Below are 18,149 nucleotides of genomic sequence, written 5' to 3'. Positions count from 1 at the left end.
TAAAAGTAGGCAGCCACGATAAAAATTGGTAAGATAAAAGCAGACAATCTTGGAAAGGACGAAGAACGATGACCGTGAAATTATATTACACTTCTCCAGCGACAAGCGAATGGACAACGACAATCACAAGTGCTCGTGAAGATGGAGATACATATATTGTCACATTAGCAGAAACGGCATTTTATCCAGAAGGCGGCGGACAGCCTTCCGATTGCGGAACGATTGAAGGAATGCGTGTATTAGAAGTATTTGAAGAAAACGAGGAAGTGTATCATCGTCTCCCTTCCTTGCCTAAAACATCCACCGTTCATTGCCAAATCGATGCGGCTCGCCGTCTCGACCATACCCAACAACATAGCGGGCAACATTTATTATCCGCTGTTTGCATAGAGCTTTTTGACGCCCATACGGTCGGTTTTCATATGGGCACTGATGTAGTAACGATTGATTTAAACATTCCTTCTTTATCCGAGCAAGCGCTCACCGCCATTGAAAATCGCGCCAACGAACTTATTTACGCCAATATTCCTGTAGAAACATACTATGTGACAAAAGAAGAAGCACACACAATTCCGTTTCGGAAGTTTCCCGATATCGAAGGGAATATTCGCGTCGTCGAAATCAAAGGAGTCGATGTCTCAGCCTGTTGCGGAACTCATGTGTCACGTACAGGAGAAATCGGGATCATTAAGCTGCTGAAAACAGAACGTCATCGCGGAATGACGCGCCTGTCATTTGTTTGCGGCAAACGCGCTCTTGGCGATTATCGCATTTCCCATCGTATTCTTACTACCGTTTCCCAACAATTTGGAACAAACCGGGATATGCTGTTAGACGTGCTTGCAAAATGGGAGGCCGAAAAGAAAGAACTACAAAAACAGTTGCAACAATGTAAAGAAGTGATGTACGATATCGAAGCAGAGAAAGCGGCACAGCAAGCAGAAAAGGTGATCATTCGCATCTATGAGCAATATACGTTAAAAGATTTGCAAGCAATTGCCAACAAAATTGCAAATCGTTACCATAAAACGGCCGTTTTAGCGACTTTGTTGGAGCATCGCATCGTCATCGTCAAAGCTCCTTCCCTTTCGTTGCACGTCGGCCAATGGTTGAAGCAAAAGCTAGAAACAGTGAATGGAAAAGGAGGAGGAAGTGATCGTCAAGCACAAGCAACATTTTCTTCGCTCCATGACATGCACACATTTATTCGCTTATTAGAAACGGAAATAACAAAGGTGATTGCTAGTGATTGATGCCCACCTTCATTTAGATCAATATAGCGATATCGAAGAAGAGATAAAAAAATGGCAAGAAGCAGGAATTGCCGCGGTAGTGGCCGTTTCGACCGATCTTCGTTCCAGCTATCGGACGCTCGAACTAAAACAAAAATTTCCTGATTTCATTTATGCGGCGATTGGGTTTCATCCCGAACAGCCTCTTCCATCATCATTAGAATGGGAAGAGTGGCTTCGTCTTCTTCAGATCGAACGCCCACATCTTTCTGCTATTGGAGAAGTCGGTCTTCCTTATTATTCTGCTGAAGCTGTTTTACGATTTTCTGATTATCGCGATTTCTTTGAACAAATCGTTCGTACTGCTGCTGCGGCCTCATTACCGCTAGCAATACACGCTGTTTACGACAAAGCTTCAACTGCTTTACATATATTGCAGAAAAATAAGATAAAAAAGGCTCACTTTCACTGGTTGAAAGCGGAGCCGGCGATCATTGAGAGAATTGTAGCATGCGGCTACTTTATTTCAATCACTCCTGAAGTTTGTTATCGCACGCGGGACCAAAAACTTTTGTCCCGTGTGCCAATCAAACAATTGCTTTTAGAGACGGACGGACCATGGCCATTTGACGGGCCATTTGCCGATGTTCCCACATCTCCATTGCTGTTACATCATTCGCTTAAGGCGGTCGCTTCCTTTTATCATCAAGACATCAAAGCGACAGCAAACACAATCACCGCAAATACAAAGAGGCTATACGGCTCATTACATCACTGCTAGTCAAAACGAACACCTTTTTGTACAATAACTAATGAACGTTTTCTCAAGGGGTACTGGAAGTATGGACTTATCTTATGAAAAGTTAAAACAACGTGTAAAACAATTGGAACAAGAAACGCGGTTTTATCAAAATTTAATAAAACAAATTCCCTTTTCATTCACCTACACGGATTATAAAGAAGGAATGAAATTAGAAAAGAAGCGTGGAAACATTTCACCAACGATTCAGTCCATTCCCGCTTCTTCCAAAAAAGACACTGATCTACAATTGGATATTGATCTAAATCATGACGTTCTATTTGAGAAGGTTGAAAAGTTTTTAACACCGATTTTCGACCTTGTTCCCCATCATATCGTATTTGTTGATGGAAACGGCATCATTACACTTTGCAACTTGCAAACGGCAATTGATACCGGAGTAGATCGTGATTCCATCATCGGAAAGCATATTCGTGAACTATTGCAGTTGCCCGATGAACTCATCGTAACGCTGCAATCCATTAAAAAAAAGGAGCCGATTTATAATCGCGAAGTATTCGACCGTTTTTATGGAATTATTAATACACGTTTCCTTTATAACAATGATGGTTCCATCAAACGAGTGATTAGCACATTTCAATCATTAACCATGATGAAAGAAACGGAAAAACTGGCGGTGGCTGGTCGTATCGCTGCGGGAATTGCCCATGAAATTCGCAATCCGCTTACTACTGTTCGTGGATATTTACAATTTTTAAAAGGCGAACTTCCAGATCAAATTGTTTCTCTTATTGATCGTCTTCTCATTCCTGAACTTGACCGCGCCAACAGCATCATTACCGACTTTTTAAGTATCGCCAAACCAGCGAATATTAAAATGGAAAAAATGATTATTCATCGTTTTATTCAAGAAGATTTAGGGATGTTGTTACAGAGCGAAGCTTTGTTACATAATGTAAATATTCATTTTGATTTAGACGAACGCCTCGACAATTGTGTGATAAAAGTGGATAAAAGCCAGTTATTACAAGTGTTTTTAAATTTATTTCGCAATGCGGTCGAGGCAAAAGTGAAAAAGACAATGCATGTCACTATTTCGACGAAATTATACAACAATATTGTCCAAATTCGATTTTGCGACGATGGGCCTGGGATTCCCCCAACGATTATTGGCCATATTTTTGATCCATTTTTCTCTACGAAAGAAACTGGGACTGGACTTGGGCTGCCGCTATCGCGCAAAATCATCGAACTGCATAAAGGAACGATGAAAGTCGAAAGCGGAGATAATGGGGCTTGTTTTCTTATCGAACTGCCATTGGAAAACTGCTGAAACTAGAAGCTGTCCTTATCAGCTAGGACAGCTTCTTTCCTGTATATCTTTTATTGCGATCATTCCGATTTTGCATTTAGAACAATGTGTGACTAAATAATATAATCGTTATTAAAAACAAAATGATTGTTTCTTTCCGATTTTTTTCGTAATCTATATGGATAGTGCAACTTTATTGGAAAAGAGGCGGTTTTGATGCAGCAAACGATGACACACAAAGAGAAAATCATACAGCTGCTTCATATTTTTCTACCCGTTTTTATTACTCAAGTTGGTCAATATGCGATGAACTTTGCTGACGTTACGATGTCAGGACATGCCAGTTCAAGTGATTTAGCAGGAGTCGCGATTGGATCAAGTTTGTGGGTTCCGATTTTTACAGGAATGAGCGGCATTTTACTCGCTCTGACGCCAATTGTCGCTCAACATTTCGGAGCAAAGCGGTACGAGCAAATTCCTCATGTGGTGATCCAAACGATGTATTTAGCGATTGTGATCTCCCTAGCCATCATCGCTGGCGGTGCCGCCGCCTTAAATCCGATTTTGAATCACATGAATTTAGAAGCAGAAGTACAACAAGTTGCTTATGATTATTTAATCGCCCTTTCATTTGGCATAATCCCGTTATTTCTTTATTACGTCCTGCGCTGTTTTATTGATGCGCTTGGCCAGACGAAAATTACGATGTTTATCACATTAACGGCACTTCCCATTAACATTTTGTTTAACTACTTACTCATTTATGGAAAATTTGGCTTTCCGAAGCTCGGCGGTGTCGGCTCTGGTTATGCAACGACGATCACATATTGGTATTCGTTTTTTATAGCGGTCATCATCGTCCGCCGATTTCAGCGATTTGATCGCTTTAACCTATTCGAGCGTTTTTATCGTATTTCTTTTGCTACGTGGAAAAAACTATTAAAAATCGGGCTTCCGATCGGTTTTGCGATTTTTTTTGAAACGAGCATTTTCGCCGCTGTCACATTGTTGATGAGCGAGTTTCATACAACGACGATCGCCGCTCATCAAAGCGCAATGAATTTCGCGTCGTTTCTTTATATGATCCCATTAAGCATCTCTACAGCATTGACGATCGCCGTTGGTTTTGAAGTTGGAGCGAATCGTTATCAAGATGCGAAACAATATAGCTTTATCGGCATTGGAATGGCAGTGTCAACAGCGGTTGTTACTTCGCTTTTGCTTTATTTTTTCCGCGGGGATATTGCCAAAATTTATACGAACGAACAAGATGTGCTATTTTTGACGGAGCAATTTTTACTATATGCGATTTTCTTTCAATTTTCGGATGCCGTAGCTGCTCCGATTCAAGGCGCGCTTAGAGGATATAAAGATGTCAACGCCACATTTTGGGCCGCTTTCGTTTCGTATTGGTGCATTGGGCTGCCATTCGGTTATACGCTTGCCAATTTCACTTCTTTCGGAGCGTTTGGATATTGGATTGGGCTGATTGCGGGATTAGCTTCTGGGGCGATATTCCTCTTTTTCCGCCTTCTCTATGTCCAGCGCCGCTACAAGCATGTTCATCATAATGAAAACGGATGAAAAAAAGCCGGCATTCTCCATTATTATATTTGTGAAAGGTGAAGAGAGAATGAAACGGATTTGTTCATATGAAAAAGAGGCTGTGCGGAAGCCTCTTTTTCATTTATGCTTATTTCAATATTTTCGCTTTTTCTAGTTCACGTTCTTCTTATTTACAATAATCATCGCAGACGGCGTAATTCTCGACCACTAACGTTATATTGGTGATCTCGAAAAGTCTTTCGTAAAAATAAAATGAGGAAGAAGCCGTTGATCGGCTTCTTCCCGATTGTCATGTGTTATCTAGCCGGCAATTAGAACCATGCTGATCCGACAATAATAAGCAAGATGAACAAGACGACGATTAGCACGAAACTACGGCCTTGACCAAACCCGCCATAGCCAAAGCCATAGCCATGGCCGAAGCCGCAGCCGCAGCCGCCCCAGCCGCCAAAACCATAACCAAATGACATAGTATGCACCTCCTTATGTTAAATTTAACGAGCGGTTAGTACCCCCAACCACCAATACATGCGCATCCAACAATAATCAACAAGATGAACAAGACAACGATTAACGCAAATCCTCCACCGTAACCTGCACCCATCATGAGCACCTCCTTCACTTTTGTACTAGTAGACTATTCATTTGGATGGCAAATGGTTAGATATTTTTATAAAAATGGGTGTTCAACACAATGCAAAATAAAAAACGGACCGATATCATCGATCCGTTTTCTATATGCCAAATGAGTTACGATTAATAATTTTATCATGCCATCCTTGCATCCATTTTGTTTTAGAAAAAGAAAAAATGACAAGCGCCGCCCAAATACAGCTAAACGTATATACGTGCGCTTTCGTAAACGCTTCGTGAAACAAAAATATGCCAGACAATAACGTTAACGTCGGAGCGATATATTGAAGAAATCCGAGCATGGTAAGCGAAATCCGTCTTGCTCCTTTTGCAAAATATAAGAGCGGAACCGCAGTTGCCGGACCAGCACCAATCAATAATAACAATTGCCAAATAGTGAGCGTTGATAACAGTGAAGAATGATCATATAAAATAAACAAATAGATGAAAGAAATCGGTGTGACGACCATCGTTTCCACTGTTAAACCAATCGCGGAATCAACGCTTGCCAGTTTTTTCACCAGCCCATAAATCCCGAAAGAAAAAGCAAGCGTTAACGCAATCCATGGAAATGTACCGTATTGAAAAGTCATCACACAAACTCCGATACTCGCAAGAATAAAGGAAATCCATTGCCATAAATTAAGCCGTTCTTTTAACACCACCACTCCTAATACAACGCTGACGAGTGGATTAATATAATAACCTAAGCTTGTTTCCACCACATGCCCATGGGTAACCGCCCATATGTATACAAACCAATTCACGCTGATTAGTATAGCCGCTGCGATTATTCCTCCTGCTAATTTTGGCTTTTTCATCATCATCGAAACCTGTTTTCGCCACGATGCTATTTGCCTCGTTACAATAAGCAGCACAACCATAAAGAAAAACGACCAAATAATGCGGTGTGCTAAAATTTCCATCGCAGGACGAGACTCCAAAAGCTTCCAATAGAGCGGTAAAATTCCCCACAACAAATAAGAAAACGCCGTATACCATATTCCGATTTTCTCTTCATTTGCTTGACTCAATGCTCTATCCCCTTTTTATTTTATTGCTTTCATTTTACTGATTTATTATAATTCGTTTTCTGTTTTTTTCCAATAAAAAACGCCTGCCGTAAACAGGCGTCTTTATCTTACTGCCGCTAACACAATAATCAGCAAAATAAATAAGACAACTATTAAAGTAAATGAAAAGCTGTAACCAAAGCGGCCTCCATAACCGTAACCATAGTAATGCGGCGCATATCCATCATAATACCACATCATAATCTCCTCCTTTTTCGTTAAATAACGGCCAAGGCAAGTACAAACAACCATCATTTAAGAGTAAACACCGCTTATAGCGGGCGCCTTCTTTGACGATTCACCGTCATTATATGCATCCGCCCATCATAACGTCCGGGCAAATGCCCAGATTAAGGAGTTCTTTCCGGTTCGATATGGACATGCGTCGCTTCAATATTATGGAGTTTTTTCATCAGGCGTTCCACTTCATCAGCAATTTCGTGGCTTTTTACCACCGTTAAATTTGGATCAACATGTATTGTTACATCAAGGACGACATAACTGCCCAACATTCTTGCTTTTATATCGGCAACGTTCTTTACCCCATCAATGGCTGCGATTTCTTGTTTGTATGTCGTCAACATATGTTCGTCAAACCCATCGGTTAACGTATGGGACGTTTCCATAAATACTTCCCAAGCGGTTTTACAAATCATTCCTCCAATCAGTGCAGCCACAAGCGGATCAAGCCACAATAGACGAACTTGCGCTCCAATAATTCCAACGACCGTTCCAATGCTTACAAGCGCATCGGACAGATGGTCTTTTGCGGCCGCAGCAAGCGCTTGACTATTCGTTCGTTTCGCTAACTGTGCATTAAAATAATATACGGCTATCATTACAAGAGCAGATGCAACAGCGACAAATGCGGCGAAAGGCTCAGGAGCACTTTCTTTTTCGGATTGAAAAACGGAAGAAATTCCTTCAATGATCACATCGATGCCGATGGACATCATCATGAACGCAGCAATTAAGGATGAGATATTTTCCGCGCGTGAATGTCCATACGGATGGTTGCGGTCACGCGGTTTTTTGGCAATTTTAATCCCAATTAAAATCGCGACAGAAGCAAGAATATCGCTAAAATTATTCCATCCGTCCGCTTTGACGCCGTCAGAATGAGCAATAGAACCGACGATGAGTTTGCTTATCGCTAATATTATGTAGCTAACGATACTGACCCAAGCCCCTAATTCTGCTTTTCCTTTTGTTTCCACACATTTCACCAACCTAGCTGTCCTTTCTGCATTTATAAGTGTACCAATATAAAAACATGTAAGTCTATAGCAACAAAGTTGGCTTTTGGAAGGAGTATAGATGTGGACAAACTTTTTCTTACTCGGGTAACTTTTTTGAGTAAAGGCAAACCACTACTGCGTATGATGCAACAGAAAATAAAAAAACGGCCTGCCGATGGTTGCAGGCCGTTTTCTCCTTACATTTTCCTTACGATTTGAAAATACTCTTCTAACGTAATTTGTCTTTCAAACATCACTTTTGCTGCTTTTTTGCCGACATACCGAAGATGCCAAGGCTCATATTGGTAACGTAAGAAGATATAACCATATAAAATTATTGAAAAATAGCCTTCTTTCATGTTATCTTTTCTTCATTCTATCATCTAAGTTTTGGTTTTATCAAGAATATCTTTTAAAAACCGCACTCTTTCAAGCGCAGTTTCATTCTTCATCTGCTTCATTCACATGATTTCACTCATGTGATAATCGTCAACATTTACTTGAACTTTATTGTGTTTTTGGCAATTAAAAAATGTATTAAATGGCAAATAAGCATATACAATTATCTGTATAAAATTTCATACCTCTTGTCGCTTGACATGGAGTCTCTGCGGGCACTCGAAATGAACTTGAATAATCTTAATTATACATTCGATTCAGGAGGTATTTTCTTTTGGATTACTTCATTCTGCTAGGCGTTTTTTTATAAAATGATAAATTATAGGGTCATTACTTTGAAAATACTTATTAAGGCATGATATAAAAAATCAACAAAATTATAATATTGATAGGGAGACTAATTAACAAAAACAATCCTATATAATTTTTAGGACTAGAACCTTTTTTTGTTATAGCAAAATACTCAACACCCAAATTACTGATTGTAATTAATAAAACAAAGATGGCATAAAGCAAAACTTTTTCCTTAAACATGCTTGTGAAAAGGGGAGAAAAGATAATTAGAAAAGTGAGTTGCTGAAAAGTGCCTCGAGAAAAAGTATCTACCTTTCCACCCAGAAATGCTTTAAAGTCACTTTTGCTCATATTATCCCCCCTTACTATCGTAATATTCTTTATTCAACTATTGATGCCCTTTAGCTCAATAAAAAGGATGAATCGCTTTTTGAATTAACGCACCCAATATTAAATTTGATACTTCTTTCTGCTTCTGATAAACGGTCTAATCTTTAAATTAATCCTGTTCGTTTGGGAAAACAGCAATATTAGAGTCATCGAATGTCTTATCAAGCGTAATGTCATGTACAAATGTATCTCCCCAATTCTGGGTTTCCACTTTGGTGTCTTTTGTAGTCGTTATTCCCAGTCCTTTAAGTATTTCTTCGAGTGATTTGTCGGTTTCAACTTGAAGATGAACCAAATTCCCCTGATAAAAGGTAGCTGTAGCATATGTAAACAATTCGGATTCTCCATATGTTAAGTAATCCGCGTTTATGGTCGAACCATCTTTCAACTGAAACTTTCCATTCTCATACTGTTTTTCGTTAGGATCGAGCTTAAACCGTTTATTAAATTCGTCTTTTGTCAAAAAGGTTTCGTTGCTTATCTGCTGTTCTATATCCTTTTTAGTTTGTTGCTGCTTATCAGTTGTTCCCTGCTGCTTTTCTTGTGTATCCCCCTCTTTCTTCTCTTCCTGCGTAGCTTTTGGTTTTGATATCGGTTGTGCTTTCTGTTCATCGTCGCTGTTCCCAGTCACACTTCCGATAATAAATAAAACCACAAGGATGGCCCAAAACCACCATTTTTTCCATATGTTTTTCATTTTAGCACCCCCTTCCATCCATTATACTGACAAGTAAAAGTAATGAAAATAAAAATGCCCATCTACTCTGTAACATCAAGTACAGTTAAACAATTTTTAGCACTTTGATATCAATGTCTTATATTTAATACTATACATTATATTTGGTTGTTTTTTCATAAAATTATAAAAAGAGATAAAATTGGAATATACAGTAAAGGGAAGGAAGGTACCGTCAAGAATTTTGTTTAATGTAAATGGGGTAGGGTTTCTCTGAAATGGATTTGAATTGATAGGGGACTGATTTTCTCCACACAGGAGACTGAATATTCGGTCTCCTGTGTGGAAAGGGAGAATCCCCCTATTTTGTTTATTTACAGTATTTGGTTAATGATAACGTTCTTCAAACATTCACTCGAGGGCTTCCTGTGCTTCGGCAAATCCTCGCAACTTTCGCCCTGCCCATTTCTCATTAAAATCTTGAATGGTCAAATACACGATTTTTTCAGCGGCTTCTAAACTATTCAAACTGTTCATCGGTTTTAGGCGTTTCCGAATCTCCTTGATCGTTCGTTCGATGGCATTGGTCGTGTAAATCACACTTCGAATACTGCTTGGATCATCCATAAATGTAAGGAGGACATCCAACTCATTGGCCCAAGATTGAACTTCTCTCGGATATTTGCTGGACCATTTCGACTCAAACTGTTGAAACATTTGTAACGCCATCTCCTTATTCGGCGCGCGATAAATCAGCTTGAGGTCCTCTGCCACTTCGAATTGGTCTTTTTTCCGAACACGGCCTTTACAAACTGACGAATGACATTTTCCAGTTGATTTGCCCAGTCGACATTCGGTATACTTCTTTTAGACATAGGTAGGGTACTCCTTTCTCTAAGATTTTTGGTCCAAATCAGAGAATACCCTACCTTTTTTCTTTTGTTCTAGCAAAATGCTTTACACAAAATTTTATACATCATCACGAAATTTCAGGCATCGTCAATGGTGAAAGGTTTATCAGAATGATTGCGGGTACATTTTTTCGTTTTTGTTTTAGCCAAAATAAAATACGCCTTCTTTCATGTTTTACAACATGAAAGAAGGCGTAAATTTGGTCTTGGTTATATCTCGCCTTTTTGCGTTTTCTCCTTACATTTTCCTTACGATTTTAAAATACTCTTCTAACGTAATTTGTCTTTCAAACATCACTTTTGCTGCTTTTTTGCCGACATACCGAAGATGCCACGGCTCATATTGGTATCCCGTAATCGCTTCTTTTCCTTTTGGGTAGCGAATAATAAATCCGTACTCATGCGCATGCAGGGCGACCCATTTTCCTTCTTTTGTTTCTCCAAAAGCAGTCGTCAATTTGTACCCAACACTTTGGCTTGTTATATCCATTGCCAATCCAGTTTGGTGTTCGCTCTGCCCTGGCAGTGCGACCGCATGAATCGCCCTCTCTTTCCTTTTTCTTTTACTTCTTCCGCAAATATCATTTTTTGGCGCTCATATGAACGATAGCCAGACACGGCTACAAGCTGGATTCCTTCTTTACGAGCGGCAGCAAATAACGCTTCGAGCGCTTTCGCTGCCTCGGCGCGCATATACCGCTTGTCCACATTTTTTTCGGCAAACGAAAACGGAACGCGCGGTGCAACTAAATCGTTCGGCTTATATGCAGCTGGCAGCGATTGTTCTTTATTCACAAGCGCTAATATATTACTTGGGTTCATAATCACTTTCTGGCCGTTTTGCACTTCAACAATATTCCAATATTCCGGTTCTAACAATAGATCCGGATCTATCGCTTCACGATCTTTAGAATCATCCGGTTTTTTTGGCGTTTCATTTTCTTTCTTTTCATGATGAGTGATTATATGTTTATTCGTTTTATCTGATGCTTTTTCATGTTCCTCTGGAAAATCATTCCATTGACTGCATCCGCTAAATAAAAAAAGCAATACAAAAATCATCCATCGAAACAGCTGTTTCATTATTTCACCTTTTCCGAATCTATACACGACAGAAAGCCCACGTTCTAGCATATCCCGTTTCGCTATATTTGGCACCACTTCATCGCAATGACTGTTAGAAGCGGCTATAATTAAATGCGAATGACAATGAAATACGATAGCCGCGCGTTGAACTTAAACATCTATTATCCAACACGGATCGCCGTTTCTAGCGCCACTTCAATCATCTCGTTAAACGTGGTTTGCCGTTCTTGGGCTGTTGTTTCTTCTCCTGTTAAAATATGGTCACTTACCGTTAGTACAGAAAGCGCTTTTCGACCAAATTTTGCCGCTAACGTATATAGCGCCGCCGTTTCCATTTCGACAGCCAAAACGCCGTAACGCGCCCATGTTTCCCAGTCCGGTTGGTCATTGTAAAACATATCAGCGGTAAAGACGTTGCCAACTTTTAACTTCAACCCTTTTTCGACACCGACTTCATAAGCAGTCCGCAACAAATCAAAATGCGCTGTCGGTGCATAATCCCGCCCGCGGAAAGTCAAACGGTTCATATTCGAATCCGTTGATGCGCTCATCGCTAAAATGACATCACGAACGTTCACATCTTTTTGAATTGCTCCACATGTTCCAACGCGAATTAATGTTTGTACACCATAGCTTTGGATTAACTCATTGACATAAATAGAAATCGAAGGAACTCCCATTCCCGTTCCTTGCACGGAAATGCGATGGCCTTTATATGTACCAGTAAAGCCAAGCATGCCGCGCACGCGGTTGTAACATGTCGCTCCTTCTAAAAACGTTTCCGCGATATATTGGGCGCGAAGCGGATCACCCGGCAGCAAAATTTTATCGGCAATTTCTCCTTGTTTTGCTTCGATATGAATGCTCAAGCGGTATACCTCCTTTATTCATCCTATCTTCTTTGGCACCACGTTTTATGCCCTTTTTATCATATCACACAATCAGTGTGATGTGTAAAAAATAATCGCTACGGGCATACTGAGTATACCCTTGGCAACATTCATGGCACTTTTGCTGTATACATTCGTCTCAATTTTCGAAAGGAGGCATCACACGGATGAAAAGAAATTGGAACAAGCAGTGGGGGATTGGGAAATAAGCTTTTCCTAGAATTCGTTCGATAACTTGCCAATTTCACCGTTTTTGCATTTGATAAATTTGTTTTGGGGCTTCCTCCAGCCCCCGTGTGTTTTGGGGGGGAAAAAGCTGGTTTGAAATTCCCCTTTTGGTTTGGGGACCAAAAACCTTCCACCCGGCCTTTAGCGTTTGATTCGTTGAAGTACCTTTTTCCCCTATTGGGTTTCCGGCTGGTTCTATTTCGAGGAAAATTTTCTTGATTTCTTCCCGCATGATCATTTCTAATTTTTCCTTTCAACTGACGAATGACATTTTCCAGTTGATTTGCCCAGTCGACATTGGGTATACTTCTTTTAGACATAGGTGGGTTTACTCCTTTCTCTAAGTTTTTTGGTCCAAATCAGAGAATACCCTACCTTTTTTCTTTTGTTCTAGAAAATGCTTTACACAAAATTTTATACATCATCACGAATTTCGGGCCTCGTCAATGGTAAAAGGTTTATCAGAATGATTGCGGGGACATTTTTTCGTTTTGTTTTAGCCAAAAAAAAATACGCCTTCTTTTATGTTTTACAAAATGAAAGAAGGCGTAAATTTGGTCTTTTGGGTTTTTATCTCGCCTTTTTGCGTTTCTCCTTTCATTTTCCTTTACGATTTAAAATACTCTTCTAACGTAATTTGTCTTTCAAACATCACTTTTGCTGCTTTTTTGCCGACATACCGAAAATGCCACGGCCATATTGGGATCCGTAATCGCTTCTTTTCCTTTGGGTAGCGAAAAATAATCCGTACTCATGCGCATGCGGCGACCCATTTTCCTTCTTTTGTTTCTCCAAAAAACAGTCGTCAATTTGTACCCAACACTTTGGCTTGTTAATCCATTGCCAATCCATTTGGTGTTCGCTCTGCCCTGGCAGTGCGACCGCATGATCGCCCTCTCTTTTCCTTTTTCTTTTACTTCTTCGCAAATATCATTTTGGCGCTCATATGAACGGGTAGCCAGACACGGCTTTCAAGCTGGATTCCTTCTTTACGACGGCAGCAAATAACGCTTCGAGCGCCTTTTGCTGCCTCGGCGCGCATATACCGCTTGTCCACATTTTTTTTGGCAAACGAAAAAGGAACGCGCGGTGCAACTTAAATCGTTCGGCTTATATGCAGCTGGCAGCGATTGTTCTTTATTTACAAGCGCTAATATATTACTTGGGTTCATAAACACTTTCTGGCCGTTTTGCACTTCAACAATATTCCAATATTCCGGTTCTAACAATAGTCCGGATCTATCGCTTCACGATCTTTAGAATCATCCGGTTTTTTTGGCGTTTCATTTTTTTCTTTTCATGATGAGTGATTATATGTTTATTCGTTTTATCTGATGCTTTTTCATAGTTCCCTGAATCCATTCCATTGACTGCATCCTGCTAAATAAAAAAGCAATACAAAATTCTCCATCGAAACAGCTGTTTCATTATTCACCTTTTCCGATGCTACCACGCAGAAGCCACGTTCTAGCATATCATTCCCCGTTTCGCTATATTTGCAACCACTTCATCGCATGAACTGTGTTAGAAGCGGCTATAATTAAATGCGAATGACCATGAATACGATAGCCGCGCGTTGAACTTAACTCTTTATCCAACACGGTCGCCGTTCTAGCGCCACTCTCAATCATCTCGTTAACGTGGTTTGCTGCGTCTTGGCTGTGTGTTTCTTCTCCCTTTTAAAATATGGTCGACTGGATACGTTAGTCAGAAAGCGCTTTTCGACCAAATTTTTGCCGCTAACATATAGCGCCGCCTCCCGTTTTTTTTTTTTGTGTTTGTTTTTTCCTTTCGACAGCGCAAACACGCCGTAACGCGCCCATGTTTCCCAGTCCGGTTGGTCATTATAAAACATATCAGCGGTAAAGACGTTCCAACTTTTTAACTTCACCCTTTTTCGACACCGCTTCATAAGCAGTCCGCAACAAATCAAAAAGCGCGCGGGAATCCCGCCCCCGGAAAATCAAAGGTTCAATTCAAACCCTTTATGGCTCATCGCTAAAAGACATCACGAACGTTCAACTTTTGAATTTTCCCCTGTTCCAGGAAAAATTTAATTTTTGTACCCAAGCTTTGGATTAACATTTAAAAAATAAAATTGAAAGGAATCCCCTTCCCTTCCTTGAGAAAAACGAGGCCTTTTATGTACCCGTAAAGAAGATGCCGCGCCGCGGTTTAAATGTCGCTCCTTTTAAAAAGTTTTCGGATATATGGGCGCGAAGCGGATCACCTGCAGACAAAATTTACGGACAATTTTCCTTGTTTTGCTTCGATTGAATGCTCAAGCGGTTATACCTCTTTATTCATCCATATCTTCTTGGCACACGTTTTATGCCTTTTATCATAATCACACAATTCAGTGTGATGTGGTAAAAAATAACGTACGGCATACTGAGTATCCCTCTTGGCAACATTCATGGCACTTTTGCTGTAGACATTGTCTCAACTTTCCGAAAAGGAGGCATCCGCGATGAAAAAGAAATTGGAACAAGCAGTGGAATATGCGAATAAAAACAAATCCATCATCCCGTTCGAGTAATCAACCGTCTACTTTGTGGCAAAAGAAAAACAAAGGTTTATCTGCTGTTCTATATCCTTTTTAGTTTGTTGCTGCTTATCAGTTGTTCCCTGCTGCTTTTCTTGTGTATCCCCCTCTTTCTTCTCTTCCTGCGTAGCTTTTGGTTTTGATATCGGTTGTGCTTTCTGTTCATCGTCGCTGTTCCCAGTCACACTTCCGATAATAAATAAAACCACAAGGATGGCCCAAAACCACCATTTTTTCCATATGTTTTTCATTTTAGCACCCCCTTCCATCCATTATACTGACAAGTAAAAGTAATGAAAATAAAAATGCCCATCTACTCTGTAACATCAAGTACAGTTAAACAATTTTTAGCACTTTGATATCAATGTCTTATATTTAATACTATACATTATATTTGGTTGTTTTTTCATAAAATTATAAAAAGAGATAAAATTGGAATATACAGTAAAGGGAAGGAAGGTACCGTCAAGAATTTTGTTTAATGTAAATGGGGTAGGGTTTCTCTGAAATGGATTTGAATTGATAGGGGACTGATTTTCTCCACACAGGAGACTGAATATTCGGTCTCCTGTGTGGAAAGGGAGAATCCCCCTATTTTGTTTATTTACAGTATTTGGTTAATGATAACGTTCTTCAAACATTCACTCGAGGGCTTCCTGTGCTTCGGCAAATCCTCGCAACTTTCGCCCTGCCCATTTCTCATTAAAATCTTGAATGGTCAAATACACGATTTTTTCAGCGGCTTCTAAACTATTCAAACTGTTCATCGGTTTTAGGCGTTTCCGAATCTCCTTGATCGTTCGTTCGATGGCATTGGTCGTGTAAATCACACTTCGAATACTGCTTGGATCATCCATAAATGTAAGGAGGACATCCAACTCATTGGCCCAAGATTGAACTTCTCTCGGATATTTGCTGGACCATTTCGACTCAAACTGTTGAAACATTTGTAACGCCATCTCCTTATTCGGCGCGCGATAAATCAGCTTGAGGTCCTCTGCCATTTCGAATTGATCTTTTTTCCGAACACGGCTGAGGGTGTTGCGGACTTTGTGCACGACACAGCGCTGCACATCGGCTTTCGGATACACCGCCTTAAAGGCTCCCTCCAGCCCCGGAAGGCCATCGAATACGCCCAGAAGCACTTCCTTGGCGCCTCTTTTGTAGAGCTGTTGGAGAATCTCCCGCCATCCATAGGCGCTTTCTTGTCCTCCACGAAGAAATCCAGAATTTCGCGATATCCTTCTTCATTCACCCCTAACACCACATAAATGGCTTCTTTCTCCACGGTTTCGCGACGAAGTTTTACGTATAAACCATCCAAATATAAGACAGAATAACGCTTGTGCAGCGGACGAGTGTGCCATTTCTCGATGTCTTCCTTCACTACATCGGTAATACGGCTGATCGTCGCTGGAGAATAAGCATTTCCTAGAATTCGTTCGATAAACTTGCCAATTTCACGCGTACTCATGCCACTTTGATACATCCTGATGATGGCTTCCTCCAGCCAGCCCGTGTGGCGTTGGTAAGGGGCAAACAGCTGTTTGAAATTCTCCGTTTCGGTCTCTAGGGACCAAAAGACCTTCCATCCGGCCATATTGCGTATCTAGATTTCGTTGATAGTAGCCGTTTCTCCTATTCGATGTTCCGGCTTGTTCTATTTCGAGGAAATTCTTGATTTCTTCCCGCATGATCAGTTCTAATTTTTCCTTTACAAACTGACGAATGACATTTTCCAGTTGATTTGCCCAGTCGACATTCGGTATACTTCTTTTAGACATAGGTAGGGTACTCCTTTCTCTAAGATTTTTGGTCCAAATCAGAGAATACCCTACCTTTTTTCTTTTGTTCTAGCAAAATGCTTTACACAAAATTTTATACATCATCACGAAATTTCAGGCATCGTCAATGGTGAAAGGTTTATCAGAATGATTGCGGGTACATTTTTTCGTTTTTGTTTTAGCCAAAATAAAATACGCCTTCTTTCATGTTTTACAACATGAAAGAAGGCGTAAATTTGGTCTTGGTTATATCTCGCCTTTTTGCGTTTTCTCCTTACATTTTCCTTACGATTTTAAAATACTCTTCTAACGTAATTTGTCTTTCAAACATCACTTTTGCTGCTTTTTTGCCGACATACCGAAGATGCCACGGCTCATATTGGTATCCCGTAATCGCTTCTTTTCCTTTTGGGTAGCGAATAATAAATCCGTACTCATGCGCATGCAGGGCGACCCATTTTCCTTCTTTTGTTTCTCCAAAAGCAGTCGTCAATTTGTACCCAACACTTTGGCTTGTTATATCCATTGCCAATCCAGTTTGGTGTTCGCTCTGCCCTGGCAGTGCGACCGCATGAATCGCCCTCTCTTTTCCTTTTTCTTTTACTTCTTCCGCAAATATCATTTTTTGGCGCTCATATGAACGATAGCCAGACACGGCTACAAGCTGGATTCCTTCTTTACGAGCGGCAGCAAATAACGCTTCGAGCGCTTTCGCTGCCTCGGCGCGCATATACCGCTTGTCCACATTTTTTTCGGCAAACGAAAACGGAACGCGCGGTGCAACTAAATCGTTCGGCTTATATGCAGCTGGCAGCGATTGTTCTTTATTCACAAGCGCTAATATATTACTTGGGTTCATAATCACTTTCTGGCCGTTTTGCACTTCAACAATATTCCAATATTCCGGTTCTAACAATAGATCCGGATCTATCGCTTCACGATCTTTAGAATCATCCGGTTTTTTTGGCGTTTCATTTTCTTTCTTTTCATGATGAGTGATTATATGTTTATTCGTTTTATCTGATGCTTTTTCATGTTCCTCTGGAAAATCATTCCATTGACTGCATCCGCTAAATAAAAAAAGCAATACAAAAATCATCCATCGAAACAGCTGTTTCATTATTTCACCTTT

Annotated in this window: 16 protein-coding genes and 5 pseudogenes; 4 read left to right on the top strand and 17 right to left on the bottom strand. The window is 40.3% G+C overall.

Features of this window, described 5'->3' with window-relative positions:
* The first annotated feature begins 68 nt into the window (after positions 1–68).
* The 4 genes from NXM86_RS07820 to NXM86_RS07805 all read left to right on the top strand — a co-directional run bounded on the left by NXM86_RS07820 (position 69) and on the right by NXM86_RS07805 (position 4,888).
* Positions 69–1,253, top strand: coding sequence for an alanyl-tRNA editing protein (locus tag NXM86_RS07820; RefSeq protein WP_375216812.1), 1,185 nt, complete (start codon positions 69–71; stop codon positions 1,251–1,253).
* Entirely contained in the window at positions 1,246–2,013 is a 768-nt protein-coding gene (locus NXM86_RS07815) for a TatD family hydrolase (RefSeq protein WP_062754759.1), read from the top strand. The genes NXM86_RS07820 and NXM86_RS07815 overlap by 8 nt, the downstream gene beginning before the upstream one ends.
* Positions 2,014–2,074: 61 nt before the next feature.
* The gene (locus NXM86_RS07810) at positions 2,075–3,325 is read left to right on the top strand and encodes a two-component system sensor histidine kinase NtrB (RefSeq protein ID WP_375216813.1); all 1,251 of its coding nucleotides are present in this window, start codon (positions 2,075–2,077) and stop codon (positions 3,323–3,325) included.
* 195 nt (positions 3,326–3,520) lie between these two features.
* Complete coding sequence (locus NXM86_RS07805) at positions 3,521–4,888, top strand: MATE family efflux transporter (protein ID WP_171699259.1); 1,368 nt, start codon at positions 3,521–3,523, stop codon at positions 4,886–4,888.
* A gap of 293 nt (positions 4,889–5,181) precedes the next feature.
* Here NXM86_RS07805 and NXM86_RS07800 read toward each other — a convergent pair whose 3' ends face one another.
* The 17 genes and pseudogenes from NXM86_RS07800 to NXM86_RS07720 form a co-directional block, all read right to left on the bottom strand.
* Positions 5,182–5,238: a YjcZ family sporulation protein gene (locus NXM86_RS07800; RefSeq protein ID WP_223812241.1), complete on the bottom strand. Its 57-nt coding sequence runs from the start codon at positions 5,236–5,238 to the stop codon at positions 5,182–5,184.
* A 137-nt stretch (positions 5,239–5,375) separates the two neighbouring features.
* The gene (locus tag NXM86_RS07795; RefSeq protein WP_073967981.1) at positions 5,376–5,474 is read right to left on the bottom strand and encodes a YjcZ family sporulation protein; all 99 of its coding nucleotides are present in this window, start codon (positions 5,472–5,474) and stop codon (positions 5,376–5,378) included.
* Positions 5,475–5,604: 130 nt separating this feature from the next.
* Positions 5,605–6,537, bottom strand: coding sequence for an EamA family transporter RarD (rarD, locus tag NXM86_RS07790; protein WP_015864034.1), 933 nt, complete (start codon positions 6,535–6,537; stop codon positions 5,605–5,607).
* A gap of 102 nt (positions 6,538–6,639) precedes the next feature.
* Entirely contained in the window at positions 6,640–6,774 is a 135-nt protein-coding gene (gene yjcZ, locus NXM86_RS07785) for a sporulation protein YjcZ (protein WP_121910054.1), read from the bottom strand.
* Positions 6,775–6,926: 152 nt separating this feature from the next.
* The gene (locus tag NXM86_RS07780; protein WP_498958858.1) at positions 6,927–7,805 is read right to left on the bottom strand and encodes a cation diffusion facilitator family transporter; all 879 of its coding nucleotides are present in this window, start codon (positions 7,803–7,805) and stop codon (positions 6,927–6,929) included.
* A 206-nt stretch (positions 7,806–8,011) separates the two neighbouring features.
* Positions 8,012–8,122, bottom strand: a pseudogene (locus tag NXM86_RS07775) (D-alanyl-D-alanine carboxypeptidase family protein); the annotation flags it as partial.
* 439 nt (positions 8,123–8,561) lie between these two features.
* Positions 8,562–8,858, bottom strand: coding sequence for a hypothetical protein (locus NXM86_RS07770; RefSeq protein ID WP_081189965.1), 297 nt, complete (start codon positions 8,856–8,858; stop codon positions 8,562–8,564).
* A 148-nt stretch (positions 8,859–9,006) separates the two neighbouring features.
* Positions 9,007–9,594 carry a hypothetical protein gene (locus NXM86_RS07765; protein WP_081189966.1) on the bottom strand — a complete coding sequence of 196 codons (588 nt, stop codon included), beginning with the start codon at positions 9,592–9,594 and terminating at the stop codon, positions 9,007–9,009.
* A 390-nt stretch (positions 9,595–9,984) separates the two neighbouring features.
* A pseudogene (locus tag NXM86_RS07760) lies at positions 9,985–10,374 on the bottom strand (transposase); the annotation flags it as partial.
* A complete protein-coding gene (locus NXM86_RS07755; protein ID WP_498958855.1) occupies positions 10,326–10,448 on the bottom strand; it encodes a hypothetical protein in 123 nt (40 codons plus the stop codon). The pseudogene NXM86_RS07760 and the gene NXM86_RS07755, both read right to left, overlap by 49 nt.
* Before the next feature lie 274 nt (positions 10,449–10,722).
* A pseudogene (locus tag NXM86_RS07750) lies at positions 10,723–11,567 on the bottom strand (M15 family metallopeptidase).
* Between the two features lie 164 nt (positions 11,568–11,731).
* On the bottom strand, positions 11,732–12,439 hold the full coding sequence (gene deoD / locus NXM86_RS07745; RefSeq protein ID WP_015864038.1) for a purine-nucleoside phosphorylase: 708 nt from the start codon (positions 12,437–12,439) through the stop codon (positions 11,732–11,734).
* A gap of 220 nt (positions 12,440–12,659) precedes the next feature.
* Positions 12,660–13,008, bottom strand: a pseudogene (locus tag NXM86_RS07740) (IS256 family transposase); the annotation flags it as partial.
* A 669-nt stretch (positions 13,009–13,677) separates the two neighbouring features.
* Positions 13,678–13,917 (bottom strand): hypothetical protein, encoded by a 240-nt coding sequence (locus tag NXM86_RS07735; RefSeq protein ID WP_498958853.1) that lies wholly within the window; start codon positions 13,915–13,917, stop codon positions 13,678–13,680.
* A 1,318-nt stretch (positions 13,918–15,235) separates the two neighbouring features.
* The gene (locus NXM86_RS07730) at positions 15,236–15,484 is read right to left on the bottom strand and encodes a hypothetical protein (protein ID WP_498958851.1); all 249 of its coding nucleotides are present in this window, start codon (positions 15,482–15,484) and stop codon (positions 15,236–15,238) included.
* 390 nt (positions 15,485–15,874) lie between these two features.
* Positions 15,875–17,017: pseudogene (locus tag NXM86_RS07725) on the bottom strand (IS256 family transposase).
* Positions 17,018–17,291: 274 nt separating this feature from the next.
* Positions 17,292–18,137: a M15 family metallopeptidase gene (locus NXM86_RS07720; protein WP_375216463.1), complete on the bottom strand. Its 846-nt coding sequence runs from the start codon at positions 18,135–18,137 to the stop codon at positions 17,292–17,294.
* Between the last annotated feature and the right edge of the window lie 12 nt (positions 18,138–18,149).

The sequence above is a fragment of the Geobacillus sp. CX412 genome, assembly GCF_027942335.1.
GTDB lineage: Bacteria > Bacillota > Bacilli > Bacillales > Anoxybacillaceae > Parageobacillus_B > Parageobacillus_B toebii.
Note: the sequence above shows the minus strand (reverse complement) of the source record. Positions and strands in the feature narration are given on the sequence as shown.